The sequence below is a fragment of the Brevundimonas vancanneytii genome (assembly GCF_901421975.1).
In the GTDB taxonomy this organism is placed as follows: domain Bacteria; phylum Pseudomonadota; class Alphaproteobacteria; order Caulobacterales; family Caulobacteraceae; genus Brevundimonas; species Brevundimonas diminuta.
Genome location: NZ_LR588407.1, coordinates 798044 through 811414 on the forward strand (window position 1 = coordinate 798044; position 13371 = coordinate 811414).

Annotated in this window: 15 protein-coding genes; 13 read left to right on the top strand and 2 right to left on the bottom strand. The window is 69.3% G+C overall.

Features of this window, described 5'->3' with window-relative positions:
- Positions 1-66: 66 nt before the first annotated feature.
- Together FGL25_RS03950 and FGL25_RS03955 are read right to left on the bottom strand one after the other, a co-directional pair.
- A complete protein-coding gene (locus tag FGL25_RS03950) occupies positions 67-1536 on the bottom strand; it encodes a sigma-54-dependent transcriptional regulator (protein ID WP_088410088.1) in 1470 nt (489 codons plus the stop codon).
- A gap of 115 nt (positions 1537-1651) precedes the next feature.
- On the bottom strand, positions 1652-3448 hold the full coding sequence (locus FGL25_RS03955; RefSeq protein ID WP_138141018.1) for a DUF4153 domain-containing protein: 1797 nt from the start codon (positions 3446-3448) through the stop codon (positions 1652-1654).
- A gap of 122 nt (positions 3449-3570) precedes the next feature.
- Between FGL25_RS03955 and FGL25_RS03960 the strand changes: the two genes are divergently transcribed.
- From FGL25_RS03960 to FGL25_RS04020, 13 genes are all read left to right on the top strand, one after another.
- Entirely contained in the window at positions 3571-5358 is a 1788-nt protein-coding gene (locus FGL25_RS03960; RefSeq protein WP_138141019.1) for a M3 family oligoendopeptidase, read from the top strand.
- Between the two features lie 189 nt (positions 5359-5547).
- A complete protein-coding gene (locus FGL25_RS03965; protein WP_138141020.1) occupies positions 5548-6900 on the top strand; it encodes a serine hydrolase domain-containing protein in 1353 nt (450 codons plus the stop codon).
- A gap of 86 nt (positions 6901-6986) precedes the next feature.
- On the top strand, positions 6987-7232 hold the full coding sequence (locus FGL25_RS03970; protein ID WP_046653279.1) for an aa3-type cytochrome c oxidase subunit IV: 246 nt from the start codon (positions 6987-6989) through the stop codon (positions 7230-7232).
- Between the two features lie 124 nt (positions 7233-7356).
- Positions 7357-8490: a Re/Si-specific NAD(P)(+) transhydrogenase subunit alpha gene (locus FGL25_RS03975; RefSeq protein ID WP_138141021.1), complete on the top strand. Its 1134-nt coding sequence runs from the start codon at positions 7357-7359 to the stop codon at positions 8488-8490.
- The gene (locus FGL25_RS03980) at positions 8490-8807 is read left to right on the top strand and encodes an NAD(P) transhydrogenase subunit alpha (RefSeq protein WP_003165738.1); all 318 of its coding nucleotides are present in this window, start codon (positions 8490-8492) and stop codon (positions 8805-8807) included. The genes FGL25_RS03975 and FGL25_RS03980 overlap by 1 nt, the downstream gene beginning before the upstream one ends.
- On the top strand, positions 8807-9115 hold the full coding sequence (locus FGL25_RS03985; RefSeq protein WP_138141022.1) for a hypothetical protein: 309 nt from the start codon (positions 8807-8809) through the stop codon (positions 9113-9115). Before FGL25_RS03980 ends, FGL25_RS03985 begins: the two co-directional genes overlap by 1 nt.
- Positions 9112-9393: a hypothetical protein gene (locus FGL25_RS03990; protein WP_046653284.1), complete on the top strand. Its 282-nt coding sequence runs from the start codon at positions 9112-9114 to the stop codon at positions 9391-9393. Before FGL25_RS03985 ends, FGL25_RS03990 begins: the two co-directional genes overlap by 4 nt.
- Before the next feature lie 19 nt (positions 9394-9412).
- Positions 9413-9784 carry a hypothetical protein gene (locus tag FGL25_RS03995; RefSeq protein ID WP_138142365.1) on the top strand — a complete coding sequence of 124 codons (372 nt, stop codon included), beginning with the start codon at positions 9413-9415 and terminating at the stop codon, positions 9782-9784.
- 27 nt (positions 9785-9811) lie between these two features.
- Positions 9812-11230, top strand: coding sequence for an NAD(P)(+) transhydrogenase (Re/Si-specific) subunit beta (locus tag FGL25_RS04000; RefSeq protein ID WP_138141023.1), 1419 nt, complete (start codon positions 9812-9814; stop codon positions 11228-11230).
- A gap of 72 nt (positions 11231-11302) precedes the next feature.
- Positions 11303-12025, top strand: coding sequence for a hypothetical protein (locus FGL25_RS04005; protein WP_252970009.1), 723 nt, complete (start codon positions 11303-11305; stop codon positions 12023-12025).
- A gap of 11 nt (positions 12026-12036) precedes the next feature.
- Positions 12037-12519, top strand: a complete 483-nt coding sequence (locus tag FGL25_RS04010; RefSeq protein ID WP_138141025.1) for a hypothetical protein — start codon at positions 12037-12039, stop codon at positions 12517-12519.
- A gap of 7 nt (positions 12520-12526) precedes the next feature.
- On the top strand, positions 12527-12910 hold the full coding sequence (locus FGL25_RS04015) for a cupin domain-containing protein (RefSeq protein WP_138141026.1): 384 nt from the start codon (positions 12527-12529) through the stop codon (positions 12908-12910).
- A gap of 13 nt (positions 12911-12923) precedes the next feature.
- Positions 12924-13370, top strand: a complete 447-nt coding sequence (locus FGL25_RS04020) for a hypothetical protein (protein WP_197733799.1) — start codon at positions 12924-12926, stop codon at positions 13368-13370.
- The last annotated feature ends 1 nt before the right edge of the window (position 13371 follow it).

A 13371-nucleotide genomic window follows, 5' to 3' on the forward strand; every position in this document is an offset into this window, starting at 1 on the left:
GTGAAATCCCACTAGGGAAGCGTCAGGCGCGCGCGAGGGTTCCTGCGCCTGTGGTCTTCGGGCCTCTCAGCCGGCTTCCTTGAGCTGTTCCTCAAGGCCCTGTTCGCGGACCTTGCGATAGAGGGTGGAGCGGCCGATGCCCAGGCGGCGGGCGATTTCGGACATGTGGCCGGAGTAGACCTCGATGGCGTGCTGGATCAGGTCGCGTTCGATCTGCTCCAGTGTGCGGACGTGGCCGCGGTCATCGGTGATGCGGACCGGGCTGTCGTGCTGGGCGTCCTCATCGCTCGAGGCGGACTCGGACGCCGAGGCGGGCGCGTGCTCGCCGCTCCGGGGAGCGGCCACGGCGTCCAGCGGCACGGCGACGCCCGAGATGGCCGGGAAGTCGTGCGGCTGCAGCAGGGGCGAGTCGGCCAGGACCAGGGCGCGATAGACCGCATTCTCCAGCTGGCGGACGTTGCCGGGCCAGTCGTGGCCCTGCAACAGGGCCAGGGTCTCGGGCGAGCAGCCCGCGACGCGCTTGCCTTCCTCGACGTTGAAGCGGGCGATGAAGTGCTCGACCAGGGCCGGGATGTCCTCGCGCCGTTCGCGCAGGGCCGGCGCCTCGATCGGGAAGACGTTCAGACGATAGAAGAGGTCTTCGCGGAAGGCGCCTTCCTTGACCTGCTGGGCCGGGTCGCGATTGGTGGCCGAGACGATGCGGACGTCGACCTTGACCGGGCGCTTGCCGCCGACGGGATCGACCTCGCCTTCCTGAAGCGCGCGCAGCAGCTTGACCTGCATGTCCAGCGGCAATTCGCCGATCTCGTCCAGGAACAGGGTGCCGCCGTTCGCCTCGACGAACTTGCCCGCGTGTTTTTCGTGCGCGCCGGTGAAGGCGCCCTTCTCGTGGCCGAACAGGATGGATTCGACCAGATTGGCGGGCAGGGCGCCGCAGTTGACGGCGACGAAGGGCTTGCCCGCCCGGTCCGAGGCGCCGTGCAGGGCGCGGGCGATGACCTCCTTGCCGACGCCGCTTTCGCCGGTGATCAGCACGGGGATGGAGGACTTGGCCGCGCGCTGGCCGAGGGCCTTGACCATCCGCATGGGTTCGCTGTCGCCGACCATGTCGTCGAAGGAGGAGCGGCCCGTGGCGCGCTTCTTCAGGCGGCCGATCTCGGCGGTCAGCTGGGTCATCTGCAGGGCGTTGCGGACGCCGACCAGCAGGCGGTCGGGGCCGACCGGCTTGACGAAGAAGTCCTGGGCCCCGGCCTGCATGGCCTTGACCACCGTCTCGATGCCGCCGTTGGCCGTCAGCACGATGACCGGCGTGGCCACGCCCGCCGTGCGCATCTCGGCCAGGGCCTCCATGCCCGACAGGCCGGGCATGACGAGATCCAGAAGCACCACGTCGGCGCCGCCGCCCTTGGTCAGACGGTCAATGGCCTCGCCCCCGCTTTCGGCGTGGACGACCGCATAGCCTTCACGGTCGAGCACCGCCTGAATCAGGCGGCGCTGCGTGGGATCATCGTCGACGACCAGAACGGTCTTGGCCATTGGAGCACACCCTTCAACATCACCATCGAACGGCCGTCCTCATTGGGTCGGGACTGGCTCGTTTCGACACAACCCTAGAACGGAGGGAATGAAGATCGGGTTTCGGAGACCTGAGTCAGGGGTTAACGGGGCCGGGCTTCGGGCAGACGGCTTCCGGCTGCAGCCGCCCGGTCACGGCGCCCATGTTCAGATCGGGCCAGGGCGATGCGGCGGTCTTCAGGTCGGGGTGTTTGAGCGACTCGCGCAGATCGCGGCCGCCGGGACCGGGACAATGCGGAACCTGATAGTCGCCTTGATGGACCCAGCGGCCGTCGGCGCCCTGAGCGAACAGGGCGATCCTGTAAGTGGTCGCCAACAGGATTTCGTCGCGGCCGTCGCCGTTCAGGTCGCGCTGTGCGGCGAGACAGTTGTAGTCGCTGTTGCAGGCGTAGCGCGGATCGCCGGACGGCGCCGGGGCCAGGAAGGCGGCGGGCAGGGGCTTGTCCTCCGGCCACGGGGCGATGTTCGGCGCGCGCGGGGGCAGGGCGGCTTCCTCTATGTCATAGCGCGAGGTCACGGCCTGGGCCGCCTTGGCGCGACGGGCGATCTCGGCGTCGGAGGATTTCGCCAGCTCGGCCAGGGCCGCGCGTCCCGTCTTGCCCGCGCCGAAGCGCAGGAAGGCGTAGTCGAACTGGGCCGCGCTGACGGCGCCGCGCTTCAGCCGGGCGGTCTGGTCGTTGACCGACAGGCGGGCCGGATCGGCCAGGGGGCTGAACAGGGCGAGGATGACCAGCACCGTCAGGACGGCGGCCAGGACGTTGGTGCGCTCCAGCGGCTTCATCCAGGCGGTCTTGCGCCACAGGGGCGACAGGGCGGCCCAGCCGTATCCGGCGGCGTACAGGACGCCGACCAGGGCGCAGGCCGAGGCGATGATGCGGTCGGGCGTCAGGCCGTGCTGGCCGATACGCAATGACAGGCCCCAGAGCGCGATCAGGATCAGCGGCGTCAGCAGCACCGAGGCGACCCGCACCGCCAGGCGCAGGGCGGCGGGCGGCAGATTGTCCTCGCGCCCGTCCTGATAGGCGGTGTTGATCAGCACGATCAGGGCGGCGGCGGCCGACAGCACCAGGGCCGTGGCGCTGCCCGTCTTCCACAGCCCGTCCAGGCCGGTGAAGGGCAGGGCGGCCAGGAAGCCCGCCACCAGGACGGTGATGACCAATAGCAGCCAGGACAACAGCATCAGCGCCACCGTCCGCACGCCCCGGATCAGGCCGCCGCGCACGTCGGTCAGCTGCACCGCCACGGCGAAGACCAGGCAGGTGACGGGGATGGAGAACCACTCCTCGCCCAACAGGTCGCTCAGGAAGCTGAGGCCGATGACGCGGAACAGGGCCGCGCCCAGGAACAGCAGCAGCCAGAAGGCGCCGGTGAAGCCCAGCGACAGCACCAACTGCACGCCCGCCTTCCACGCCGTGTCGAAATAGTCGTCGTAGTCGGCGATCCAGCGTCGCCCTTGGACGGCCGGAACGATCAGGTGATGGGCGATGAACAGGGCGGCTGCGGCGAAGGCCACGACCGGGAAGCGCAGATAGGGCGGGCGGAAATAGTCGCTCGCCTGCTGGGCTGCGTCGTGCCAGCCCAGCAGCGCCAGAACCGCCGCCGCGACCGCGCCCCACAGCGCCAGCGTCTTCCATCCCATCCGCCCGACGCCCGCCAGCAGCATGATCGGCGCGAACGCCGCCGCCAGCACCAGGGCGGCGAAGAGCGAAGGCTGGGTTGCGGGCCAGGCCAGGGCCGTGGCGTCCGACGCCGAGCGATACAGCAGATAGAGAACCAGCCCCTGGATCAGACCGATCCCGATGCGGATGGCGGCGAGCCCGCGCGCGCCTTCCAGCGAGGCGCGGCCGGTGGGGTCGAGGGCGGTATGGGTCATATTTGAACAGTGCTCGATTTTGCGGGCGAAGGGAAGACGCTTTTCATCGTCCTGGTTTGAGACTGACCTGCTGAGAGAAGGGCGGCTTGCATCGCGCCCTTCGCCTCCCCACAACCAAGGGCATGAACGCGCCCGTCAAAACGACCGAATTCGCCGACGCCCCGCTGTGGGATCTGTCCGACCTCTACGCCTCGCGCGAGGATGCGCGCATCGCCGCCGATCTGGAGCGGGCCAGGGCGTTGGTCGACCGGATGAACGCCTGGCAGGGGCGGCTGGCCGCGCTGTCGGGCGCCGAACTGGGTCGGGCGCTGGACGAGGCGATCGGGCTTTATGAGCAGGCGGCGGACGTGATGGGGGCCTTGGGCGCCTACGCCTTCCTGGCCGCCTCGACCAACCGCGAGGATGCGGCGGCGCAAGGCTTCGAGGCCGATGTGCGCGAGAAGCTGACGGTCATCGCCACGCCGACCGTCTGGCTGACGCTGGAGATCAATGCGCTGGACGAGGCGGCGGTGGAGGCGGCGCTGACGGCTCATGCGCCCGCCGCGCGCTGGGCGCCGTGGCTGCGCCGGGTGCGGGCGATGAAGCCGCATGAACTGTCGGCCGAGCTGGAGACCTTCATCGCTGAGCGCGGCCCGATTCAGGCGCAGTGGCCGCGCCTGTTCGACGAGACCCTGGCCGTGCTGCGCGCACCCGTGGGGGATGAGGAGCTGACCCTGGCCGAGGGGCTGAACCGTCTCAGCGACGCGGACGGCGCCAAGCGTCAGGCGGCGGGCGAGGGCCTGTCGACGGCCTTTTCCGGCATCGCCCGGACCATGGCCATGGTGCTGAACACCGTCGCCGCCGAAAAGGCGCTGGAGGATCGCAAGCGCGGCTTCAAACGCCCCGCCGACAGCCGCCATCTGGGCAATGAAGTCGACGGCGAGAGCGTGGACGCCATGGCCGAGGCGGTGGCGCAGGCCTATCCGCGTCTGGCGCATCGCTATTATGCGTTGAAGGCCAAGGCGATGGGCAAGGATCGGCTGGCCCACTGGGACCGCAATGCGCCGATCGAGGCGGCGGCGTCGCGCGCCTATGACTGGGCGGGCGGGCGCGCGGTGGTGCTGTCCAGCTTTGCTGATCTGGGCGGAGACTTCGCCGAGCGGGCGGGCTGGTTCTTCGACCGGCCGTGGATCGACGCGCGGGCGCGTGCGGGCAAGCAGTCCGGCGCCTATGCTCACCCGGTGACGGCGGATCGGCACCCCTATGTCTTCTTGAACTGGATGGGCGAGCGGCGCGACGTGCTGACGCTGGCGCATGAACTGGGCCACGGGGTGCACCAGACGCTGGCGGCGGGGCAGGGCAGCCTGCTGGCCGATACGCCGCTGACGCTGGCCGAGACGGCGTCGATCTTCGCCGAGGGCCTGACCTTCGACCGCCTGCTGGCCGAGGCGACGCCGGACGAGCAGCGCGCCCTGCTGGCCGGCCGGATCGAGGACGGGCTGAACACGGTGGTGCGCCAGATCGCCTTTCACCGCTTCGAGACGCGCTTCCATGACGAGCGGGCGGCGGGCGAGGTGCCGGTCGAGCGCATCCGCGAGATCTGGATGGAGGAGCTGGGCGCCAGCCTCGGGCCCGCAGTGGACCTGACCGGCTATGAGGACTGGTGGGCCTATGTCAGCCACTTCGTCCACGCGCCCTTCTATGTCTACGCCTATGCGTTCGGCGACCTGCTGGTCGCGGCGCTGATGGAGACGCGGGCCAAGGATCCGGCGGCCTTTACGCCCCTGTATCGCGACCTGCTGTCGGGCGGCGGGGCGCGGACCTATGTCGAGGCGCTGAAGCCGTTCGGCCTGAACCCGCGCGACCCGGCCTTCTGGACCATCGGCACCAAGCGGCTGGAAGGCCTGATCGATCGGTTCGAGGCGCTCTGACTTCCTTCTCCCCTTGTGGGAGAAGGTGGCCCGTCAGGGCCGGATGAGGGGGTTCTCCGCAGCTTGATGGGGGGCTGACCTTAATGTCCCGCAACCCCTCATCCGTCAGGCTCCGCCTGCCACCTTCTCCCACAAGGGGAGAAGGGAAAGGGCGTTGACAGGCGGAGCGCGGCGTTGAAGCGTGGCCGCATGAAATCTGTGTCCCGTGTGCTTGTTCTCGCCGCCGTCCTCGCCCTGCCGACGACGGGCTTCGCCCAGACGGCTGAACCTTCCGCCAATCACCGCGCCCTGGCGGCGGGCTATAAGGCGTTGACGGTGTGCAGCGCCCTGCATTCGGCGCGCGCGGCGGGAGCCGATCGCACGGTCGCCAGCGTCGAGGCGAACGAGCTGGTCGGCGTCTATCCCGAGCTTCAGCCGCTGGTCGGAAGCATGAAGGCCGAGATGGCCGGGAACGCCGTCACCGTGGCCTGGGATCAGGCCGCTCCGCCGCGCGTCGCGACCTGGACCGACGGGCGCGGCTGCGTCATCGAGCCGATGGGCTATGCGCCGGGCGCCGCGCCTGAGCGGACGCCGCTGGCGCGCCGGGCCTCGGCGCCGGACCTGCCGACCGCGCGGCCCAAGGGGAACGCTCGCGCGCTGGAGGCCGCCGTCGCGCGCGCCTTCGATCAGGGCTTCGGCGCAGGGACCAACACCACAGGCGTTGTGGTCATGCAGGGCGGCAAGCGGGTGGCGGAACGCTATGCCGCCGACTTCGGCCCGAACACGCCCCAGCGCACCTGGTCGGTGGCCAAGAGCCTGGCCGGAACCGTCATCGGCGCGGCGGTTCAGCGCGGCGAACTGGATGTGAAGGCGCCCGCCGCCATCGCCAATTGGAGCCGCCCCGGCGATCCGCGCGCGGCGATCACCGTCGATGCCCTGATGCGGATGTCGTCGGGCCTGACCAGCGACACGGCGGGCAACCGCACCGACGGCCTCTATTTTGGCGGCGTGGCCGTCGATGAGCAGGCGCCGGGCTGGCCGCTGCTGGCGCCGGTCGGGACGGTCTATCGCTACGCCAACAACGACACCCTGCTGGCGACCATGGCCGCCGCCCCGACCTTCACCGCCCATCCGCCCGCCGAACTGTTCGATGCGCTGGGCATGACGCACACCTGGGCCGAGACCGACTGGCGCGGCAACTACATCCTGTCGAGCCAGGTCTGGACCACGGCGCGCGATCTGGCCCGCTTCGGCCAGCTGTATCTGCAGGACGGGGTGTGGGAGGGCGAGCGCCTCCTGCCGGAGGGCTGGCGCGACTATGTCGCCGCCCCGACCGGGCCGCAGCCGCCGACGGGCGACTTCGGCTATGGGGCGACCTTCTGGCTGATGAACCGCTCCGAAGGCGTGCCCGCTGACGCCTTCGCCGCCTTCGGCAACCGGGGGCAGTATGTGGTGATCGTGCCCAGCCGCCAGGTGGTGATCGTGCGGCGCGGCGAAGACCCGGCGGGCAAGCCCTTCGACGTCGCCGCCTTCGCGCGTTCGGTGCTGGAAAGCCTCGACTGAGGCGCCCTTGATCCTGACGGGCTTGAGCCGCGCGCAGGCCTCGCTATAAGAGCCGTCGAAATCTCGACTCTTTTTTTGGATGCCCCATGGCCGACCAGCACGCTGAAGCGACCGCCCCCCACGTCCACGGGGATATGAACATCTCGGAACAGGCCTGGACCTGGAGCCTGTTCATGGGCCTGACCAAGTGGCTGTCGCTGGCCACGGCCGTGCTGATCCTGTTCCTGACTGTGTGGTTCGCCGTCGGCGCCGGCTTCGTGCCCGCCTTCATCAGCGGCGCGGTGCTGTCGGTGGCGGGCTACTTCATGCTGAAGAGCAAGAAGGCGCACTAAGGGCGATCCCTCTATTGGATGCAGCAAGGCCCGTCGGCGTATCCGGCGGGCCTTTTGCTTGTTTGACGATCCTTCGACCTTAGGCCTAACGTCGGTTCGACCCTGGGGAGTGGGAGGGATTCGCTTGGCCGTCGCCATCGCCGTGACCCGCGAACGCCGTGAAGGCGAGACGCGCTGCGCTGTTACGCCTGAAACGGTGAAGAAGCTGATCGCCCTGGGCGCGACGGTGAGCGTCGAGGCCGGGACGGGCCTCGGCTCATCCTTGCCTGACGCCGACTACGCCGAGGCCGGGGCTAGCGTGAAGCCGGACCTGTCGGCGGCGCTGGCGGGGGTGGACGTGCTTCTGAAGGTGCGCGGTCCGACGGCGTCGGAGATCAGCGCCCTGAAACCCGGCGCGGTGGTCGTCAGCCTGCTGGACGCCTGGCGCGACAAGGCCACGCTTGAGGCGTTGAGGGGCGCAGGCGCCACCGCCTTCGCCATGGAGTTCGTGCCGCGCATCACGCGCGCCCAGGTCATGGACGCCCTGTCCTCTCAGGCCAATCTGGCCGGATACCGAGCGGTGATCGAGGCGGCCTACGCCTATGGCAAGGGCTTCCCTATGATGATGACGGCCGCCGGGACGGTGGCCGCCGCCAAGACCTTCGTCATGGGCGCGGGCGTCGCGGGGCTTCAGGCCATCGCCACGGCGCGGCGCCTGGGCGCGGTCGTCACCGCCACCGACGTGCGCCCCGCCGCCAAGGAACAGGTCGAGAGCCTCGGCGCCAAATTCGTCGCCGTCGAGGATGAAGAGTTCAAGGCGGCCGAGACGGCGGGCGGCTACGCCAAGGCCATGTCGGCCGAGTATCAGGCCAAGCAGGCCGAACTGACCGCCGCCCATATCATCAAGCAGGACGTGGTGATCACCACGGCCCTGATTCCCGGCCGCCCGGCGCCGAAGCTGGTGACGGCGGCGCACGTCGCCTCGATGAAGCCGGGCTCGGTCATCATCGACTTGGCGGTCGAGGCGGGCGGCAACGTCGAGGGCTCCAAGCCAAACGAGGTCGTGACCACGGCCAATGGGGTGAAGATCGTCGGCTGGAGCAACATGCCCGGCCGCATCGCGGCGGACGCCAGCGCCCTTTATGCGCGCAACCTGGTCGCCTTCCTGGGGTTGATGATCAAGGACGGCGCCCTGGCGGTCGACCTGGAGGAGGAAATCCTCAAGGCCGCCGTCGTCACCCACGGCGGCGTCGTGGTGCATGAAGGAGTGAGGGGATGATGGAACACGTCGATCCCACCGTCTTCCGCCTGGCGATCTTCGTCCTGTCGATCTTCGTCGGCTACTATGTCGTCTGGAGCGTGACGCCCGCGCTACACACGCCGCTGATGGCCGTGACCAACGCCATTTCCAGCGTCATCATCGTCGGCGGCCTGATCGCGGCGGCGGCGATGAGCGCGCAGGCGGGCGGGCCGAACGCGTGGATCGCCAAGGGCGCGGGCGTGGCCGCCGTGACCCTGGCCAGCGTCAACATCTTCGGCGGCTTCATGGTCACGCGCCGCATGCTGGCCATGTACAAGAAGAAGGAGCGCGCCTGATGTACAATCTTATCAACGGCCTGATCCTGGTTCTTCTGGCCGTCGCCGTGTTGGTGGTTCTGGCGGCCGCTGCGTTAGGCGGCAGGTTGTCGGCTGAGGCGCGTCGTCGCGTCGAGCTGGGCCTGGCTCTGGTCTTCTTTCCGATCGGCGTCGCCCTGTTGATCTGGCGCGCGGCGGGGTTGATGGCGGCTGGAGACCAGTTTGCGGCGCTGGGCGCCGTGGTGTTCACCCTCTTCATCGCCTGGAGCGGCGTTCGTATAATCTGGGCGCGGCGCAAGCGTCTGCCTGAAGGTTCCGCCGCCTCGTGACCCTGTCGCCTATCCTGCTGGCCTTCTATGCCTCCTGGGCCGTCACCGGCTTGGGCGTGGCCCTGTGGATCTGGAGCTGGGTGCGGGTGAAAGACCCCATCGGGCGCCTGCGGTTCCAGGACTGCGGGGTCGTGCTGGTGTTCGCCGCCGTCCTGACGCGCATCATCATTCAGGATCGTCAGATGACGGTCTTCGACTGGGCGATGATCCTGCTGGGGCCTCTGTTCATCGCGGCGGCGCTGTGGCGTCTGTCGCGCACCCAATCCGTCAAACGTTAACCTCGAAGAGTATTGCGTGATGAAAGCTTCCCTGATCTCCGTCCTGGCCCTGTCGGCCGCCGCTATCGCCGGCGCGGCCTCGGCGCAATCCGCGCGTGAAGTGGGCAATGACCCCTATACCGGCCTGCACTGGTCGGTGGCCGCGCCCCAGGGCGCCAGCTGGACGTTGGAGTGCGGCTTCGCCCCGGTGACCATCAGGGGCGTGCACATGAACCGCATCAACCACACCGGCTCGGGCCGGATGGCCGGACGCCTGCCGGGCGATAACGGCAGCTGCCGCGTGACCAAGACGGGCGGCCAGGGTCCGGTCGGCGTGGCTGTGGTCAAGAACGGCCAGGCGACCGCCGCCGGCACCAACGGCGCGGCGCCCGCCGTGGTCAACGTTTTCTGATCTAGGCATGAAACAAGGGGGGAGGGGATGAACGCATCGATCGCGGCGCTGGCCTATCTGGCGGCGGGGGTTCTGTTCATCCTCTCGCTCAGGGGGCTGTCCAGCCCTGTGACCAGCCGACGGGGCAATACCCTCGGCATGGTCGGCATGGCCCTGGCCGTCGGCGTCACCCTGCTGACGCTGGGGACGTCGGGCGCCCTGGACCCCCTGACCCTGGCCCTGATCGCTGGCGGGGTCGTGGTCGGCGGCGGCGCGGGCGCGGTCATCGCCAACCGCGTGCCGATGACGGCCATGCCGCAACTGGTCGCGGCGTTTCACTCGCTGGTCGGCCTGGCGGCCTGTCTGGTGGCGGTGGGGGCGGTCTATGCGCCCGACGCCTTCGGCATCGTCACGGCGACCGGCGGGATCAAGACCCTGTCGATCGTCGAACTGAGCCTGGGCGTGGCCATCGGGGCCATCACCTTCACCGGATCGGTCATCGCCTTCGCCAAGCTGGACGGGCGGATGAGCGGGGCGCCGATCATCCTGCCGGCGCGGCACCTCATCAACATCGCCCTGGCGCTGGCCCTGGTCTTCCTGATCGGCATCCTGATCGGGACGGGCGGGACGGCGATCTGGGCCTTCTGGGGCGTGTTCGCCATCGCCCTGATCCTGGGCGCGACCCTGATCATCCCCATCGGGGGGGCGGACATGCCGGTGGTGGTGTCCATGCTGAACTCCTATTCCGGCTGGGCGGCGGCGGCGCTGGGCTTCACGTTGGAGAACATCGCCCTGATCATCACCGGCGCCTTGGTCGGGTCGTCGGGCGCGATCCTCAGCTACATCATGTGCAAGGGCATGAACCGCAGCTTCATCAGCGTCATCCTGGGCGGCTTCGGCGCCGAGACGGGCGCGGCGGCGGGCGGCGGGGCGGTCGAGACGCGGCCGGTCAAGCAGGGCTCGGCCGAAGACGCCGCCTTCATCATGAAGAACGCCTCCAAGGTCATCATCGTGCCCGGCTATGGCATGGCGGTGGCGCAGGCCCAGCACGCCCTTCGCGAGATGGCCGACACGCTGAAGGAAGAGGGCGTCGAGGTGAAATACGCCATCCACCCCGTTGCGGGCCGGATGCCGGGGCACATGAACGTCCTGCTGGCCGAGGCCAACGTCCCCTATGACGAGGTGTTCGAGCTGGAGGACATCAACAGCGAGTTCGCCTCGGTCGACGTGGCCTTCGTCATCGGCGCCAACGACGTGACCAATCCGGCGGCCAAGACCGATCCGCAGTCGCCCATCTATGGGATGCCGGTGCTGGACGTGGAGAAGGCGGGCACCGTCCTGTTCATCAAGCGGTCGATGGGCAGCGGCTACGCCGGGGTCGAGAACGAACTCTTCTTCCGCGACAACACCATGATGCTGTTCGCCGACGCCAAGAAGATGGTCGAAGGCATCGTGAAGGCCCTTTGACGGTCGTGCGCGAGAACCCTTCGCGCGGCGGTGCGTTGGCTTGCGACGCTCAACCTGAGCCGTGGAGAGATCATGACCGCATTCCAAGGACTGAAAACCGTCGCCGTGCTGGGCGTGCTGGCGGGACTGGCCGCTTGCGGTCAGGCGGAGAAGACGGCCGACAAGGCTGACGCTCCGGCCGAGGCGACCCAGGCGGCGCCTGAAGCCGCGCCTGCAACGGGCGGCGCGCCGACCATCGACCAGATGATGGGCGTGCAGGTGGCCTATCTGGAATCCAAGCTGGGTCCGGCCCGCACGGTTCAGGACAAGGAACGCACCTATGAGATCGGCGGCTGCACGGTCCGCGTCCGCGCCGAGGGCGATGAGGTCGTCGGCTACGCCGTGCCGATGACGCCGGCCTGCTCGACCCAGGCCCTGGCGGCGCTGAAGGACTATGATCTGCCGCAGAAGATCGACCTGACCATGGGCGAGTTCGCCGCCGCGCGCGGCAACGCCGACTTCAAGGCCGACTGCCTGATGCTGTGCGGCAATGCGGCCGACCCGTGGCTCTATCTGGAAAGCGCCGGTCCGCGCGTGTCGCCGGGCATTCGCGCCTCGGCCGTGATGGTCAGCGACGCCACGATCGACGCCTCCTTCCGCATCCGCGACGCCATCAAGGCGGCCAAGGGCGAGGACTACGTCATCGACACCGGCTTCAACTGCAGCGCGGACTTCGACCAGATGGCGGTGCGCGAGCTGAAGGCCGTCCGCATTGACGAGATCGAGGTCGGCTACGTCCCCTACGGCCGCTGCTGAGGACGAGGGCGATGAAACGCGGCGCGGTTTGGCGCGTCGGAGCGGCGCTGGCGACGACGGCCGTCGCCCTGGCCGCGTGCTCGGCGATGATCCCGGTCAACATCAGCGGCGGGCTGGAACGGCCAGTCGCGACCTTCGGCGTCGATCCCGCCAAGCCCGAGAAGGCCTGCCTGGGCGGCATCGCCGTGCATGAGCGGTCGAACGCCATGATGCGCCCGGTCTGGTCGATCGAGGCGCGCGGCCGCGACTGCCGGGGTCTGAGGCAGGTGGTCTATGGCGAGACGCCCGAGGGGTTCGAAACGACGGTGGCGTCGGCGCCGCTGAAACCCGGCGTGCGATACGCGATCGTCGGCTACGGCCTGACCGGCGGGCCGCTGAGCCGCGTGCCCTGGCGCGGCGGGGACGAGGTGGTGTTCGAGAACGGCCGCTGGCGTCCTGTCACGCCGCAGGAGCGCGGTCCGCGCGTGGACGCAGGCGGCGAAGCACCTCACTAGCGGCTGGATGGAAGGCGAGGCGGATTTCACGCTCGAAGAGGTCGTCGAGAACCTGGGGCTGCGGCCGCTGGTCGAGGGCGGTTGGGGGCGGCCGATGGCGGGGGCGGACGCCGCCGCGCGCGGAGAGGCGGTCGGCGCCTATCGCCTGCTGACGCCCGAGGCGTCGCCCGATTGGCGCGTGGTCGAGGCCGAGGAGCTGTGGACCGCCTATATGGGCGCGGCGCTTGAGGTCGAGCTGGCCACGGATACGGGCGTGCGGCGCGAGACCCTGGCGGCGGGATCGGGTCAGTGGGTGACGGTTCCGGCGGGCGGCTGGCTGAGGACGCGGGCGGTCGGCGGATGGTGTCTGGCGGGGCGGATCGGACAGGCGCAAGGTGACGGCCTGTCCTGAGCGGGAGGCCGGAATGAGCGAGCCGAAGACCAAGCCTACCGACGCCTCGGTCGAGGACTTTCTGGCGACGGTCGAACCGGCGCGGCGGCGCGAGGAGGGGCGGACGCTGTGCGCCCTGATGCAGGCGGCGTCGGGCGAGGCGCCGGTGATGTGGGGGCCGTCCATCGTCGGCTTCGGCCGCTACGCCAACGTCACCGCGAACGGCAAGAGCGCCCACTGGCCGCGCATGGGCTTTTTCGCCGCGCAAGGCGGCGCTGACCTTTTATCTCGCCTCGACCCCGCAGATGGAGGCCATGCTGGCGCGGCTGGGGCCGCATACGACCAGCACAGCCTGCCTCTACATCAAGCGGCTGGATCAGGCGGACATGGGCGTGCTGCGCGACCTCTGCGTCGCCAGTTGGGACGAGATGAAACGCCGCTATCCGTGATTGGCTTGCCGACGGCGGCCAACGGACTATAGC

Bases quoted from the DNA above. Each gene is read 5' to 3' on its own strand.
- FGL25_RS03970 (WP_046653279.1), top strand. From the start codon at position 6,987: ATGGCCGACCAGCACGCTGAAGCGACCGCCCCCCACGTCCACGGGGAT.
- FGL25_RS03950 (WP_088410088.1), bottom strand. From the start codon at position 1,536: ATGGCCAAGACCGTTCTGGTCGTCGACGATGATCCCACGCAGCGCCGC.
- FGL25_RS03955 (WP_138141018.1), bottom strand. From the start codon at position 3,448: ATGACCCATACCGCCCTCGACCCCACCGGCCGCGCCTCGCTGGAAGGC.
- FGL25_RS03980 (WP_003165738.1), top strand. From the start codon at position 8,490: ATGGAACACGTCGATCCCACCGTCTTCCGCCTGGCGATCTTCGTCCTG.
- FGL25_RS03985 (WP_138141022.1), top strand. From the start codon at position 8,807: ATGTACAATCTTATCAACGGCCTGATCCTGGTTCTTCTGGCCGTCGCC.
- FGL25_RS04005 (WP_252970009.1), top strand. From the start codon at position 11,303: ATGACCGCATTCCAAGGACTGAAAACCGTCGCCGTGCTGGGCGTGCTG.
- FGL25_RS04000 (WP_138141023.1), top strand. From the start codon at position 9,812: ATGAACGCATCGATCGCGGCGCTGGCCTATCTGGCGGCGGGGGTTCTG.
- FGL25_RS04015 (WP_138141026.1), top strand. From the start codon at position 12,527: ATGGAAGGCGAGGCGGATTTCACGCTCGAAGAGGTCGTCGAGAACCTG.
- FGL25_RS03995 (WP_138142365.1), top strand. From the start codon at position 9,413: ATGAAAGCTTCCCTGATCTCCGTCCTGGCCCTGTCGGCCGCCGCTATC.
- FGL25_RS04010 (WP_138141025.1), top strand. From the start codon at position 12,037: ATGAAACGCGGCGCGGTTTGGCGCGTCGGAGCGGCGCTGGCGACGACG.
- FGL25_RS04020 (WP_197733799.1), top strand. From the start codon at position 12,924: ATGAGCGAGCCGAAGACCAAGCCTACCGACGCCTCGGTCGAGGACTTT.
- FGL25_RS03960 (WP_138141019.1), top strand. From the start codon at position 3,571: ATGAACGCGCCCGTCAAAACGACCGAATTCGCCGACGCCCCGCTGTGG.
- FGL25_RS03965 (WP_138141020.1), top strand. From the start codon at position 5,548: ATGAAATCTGTGTCCCGTGTGCTTGTTCTCGCCGCCGTCCTCGCCCTG.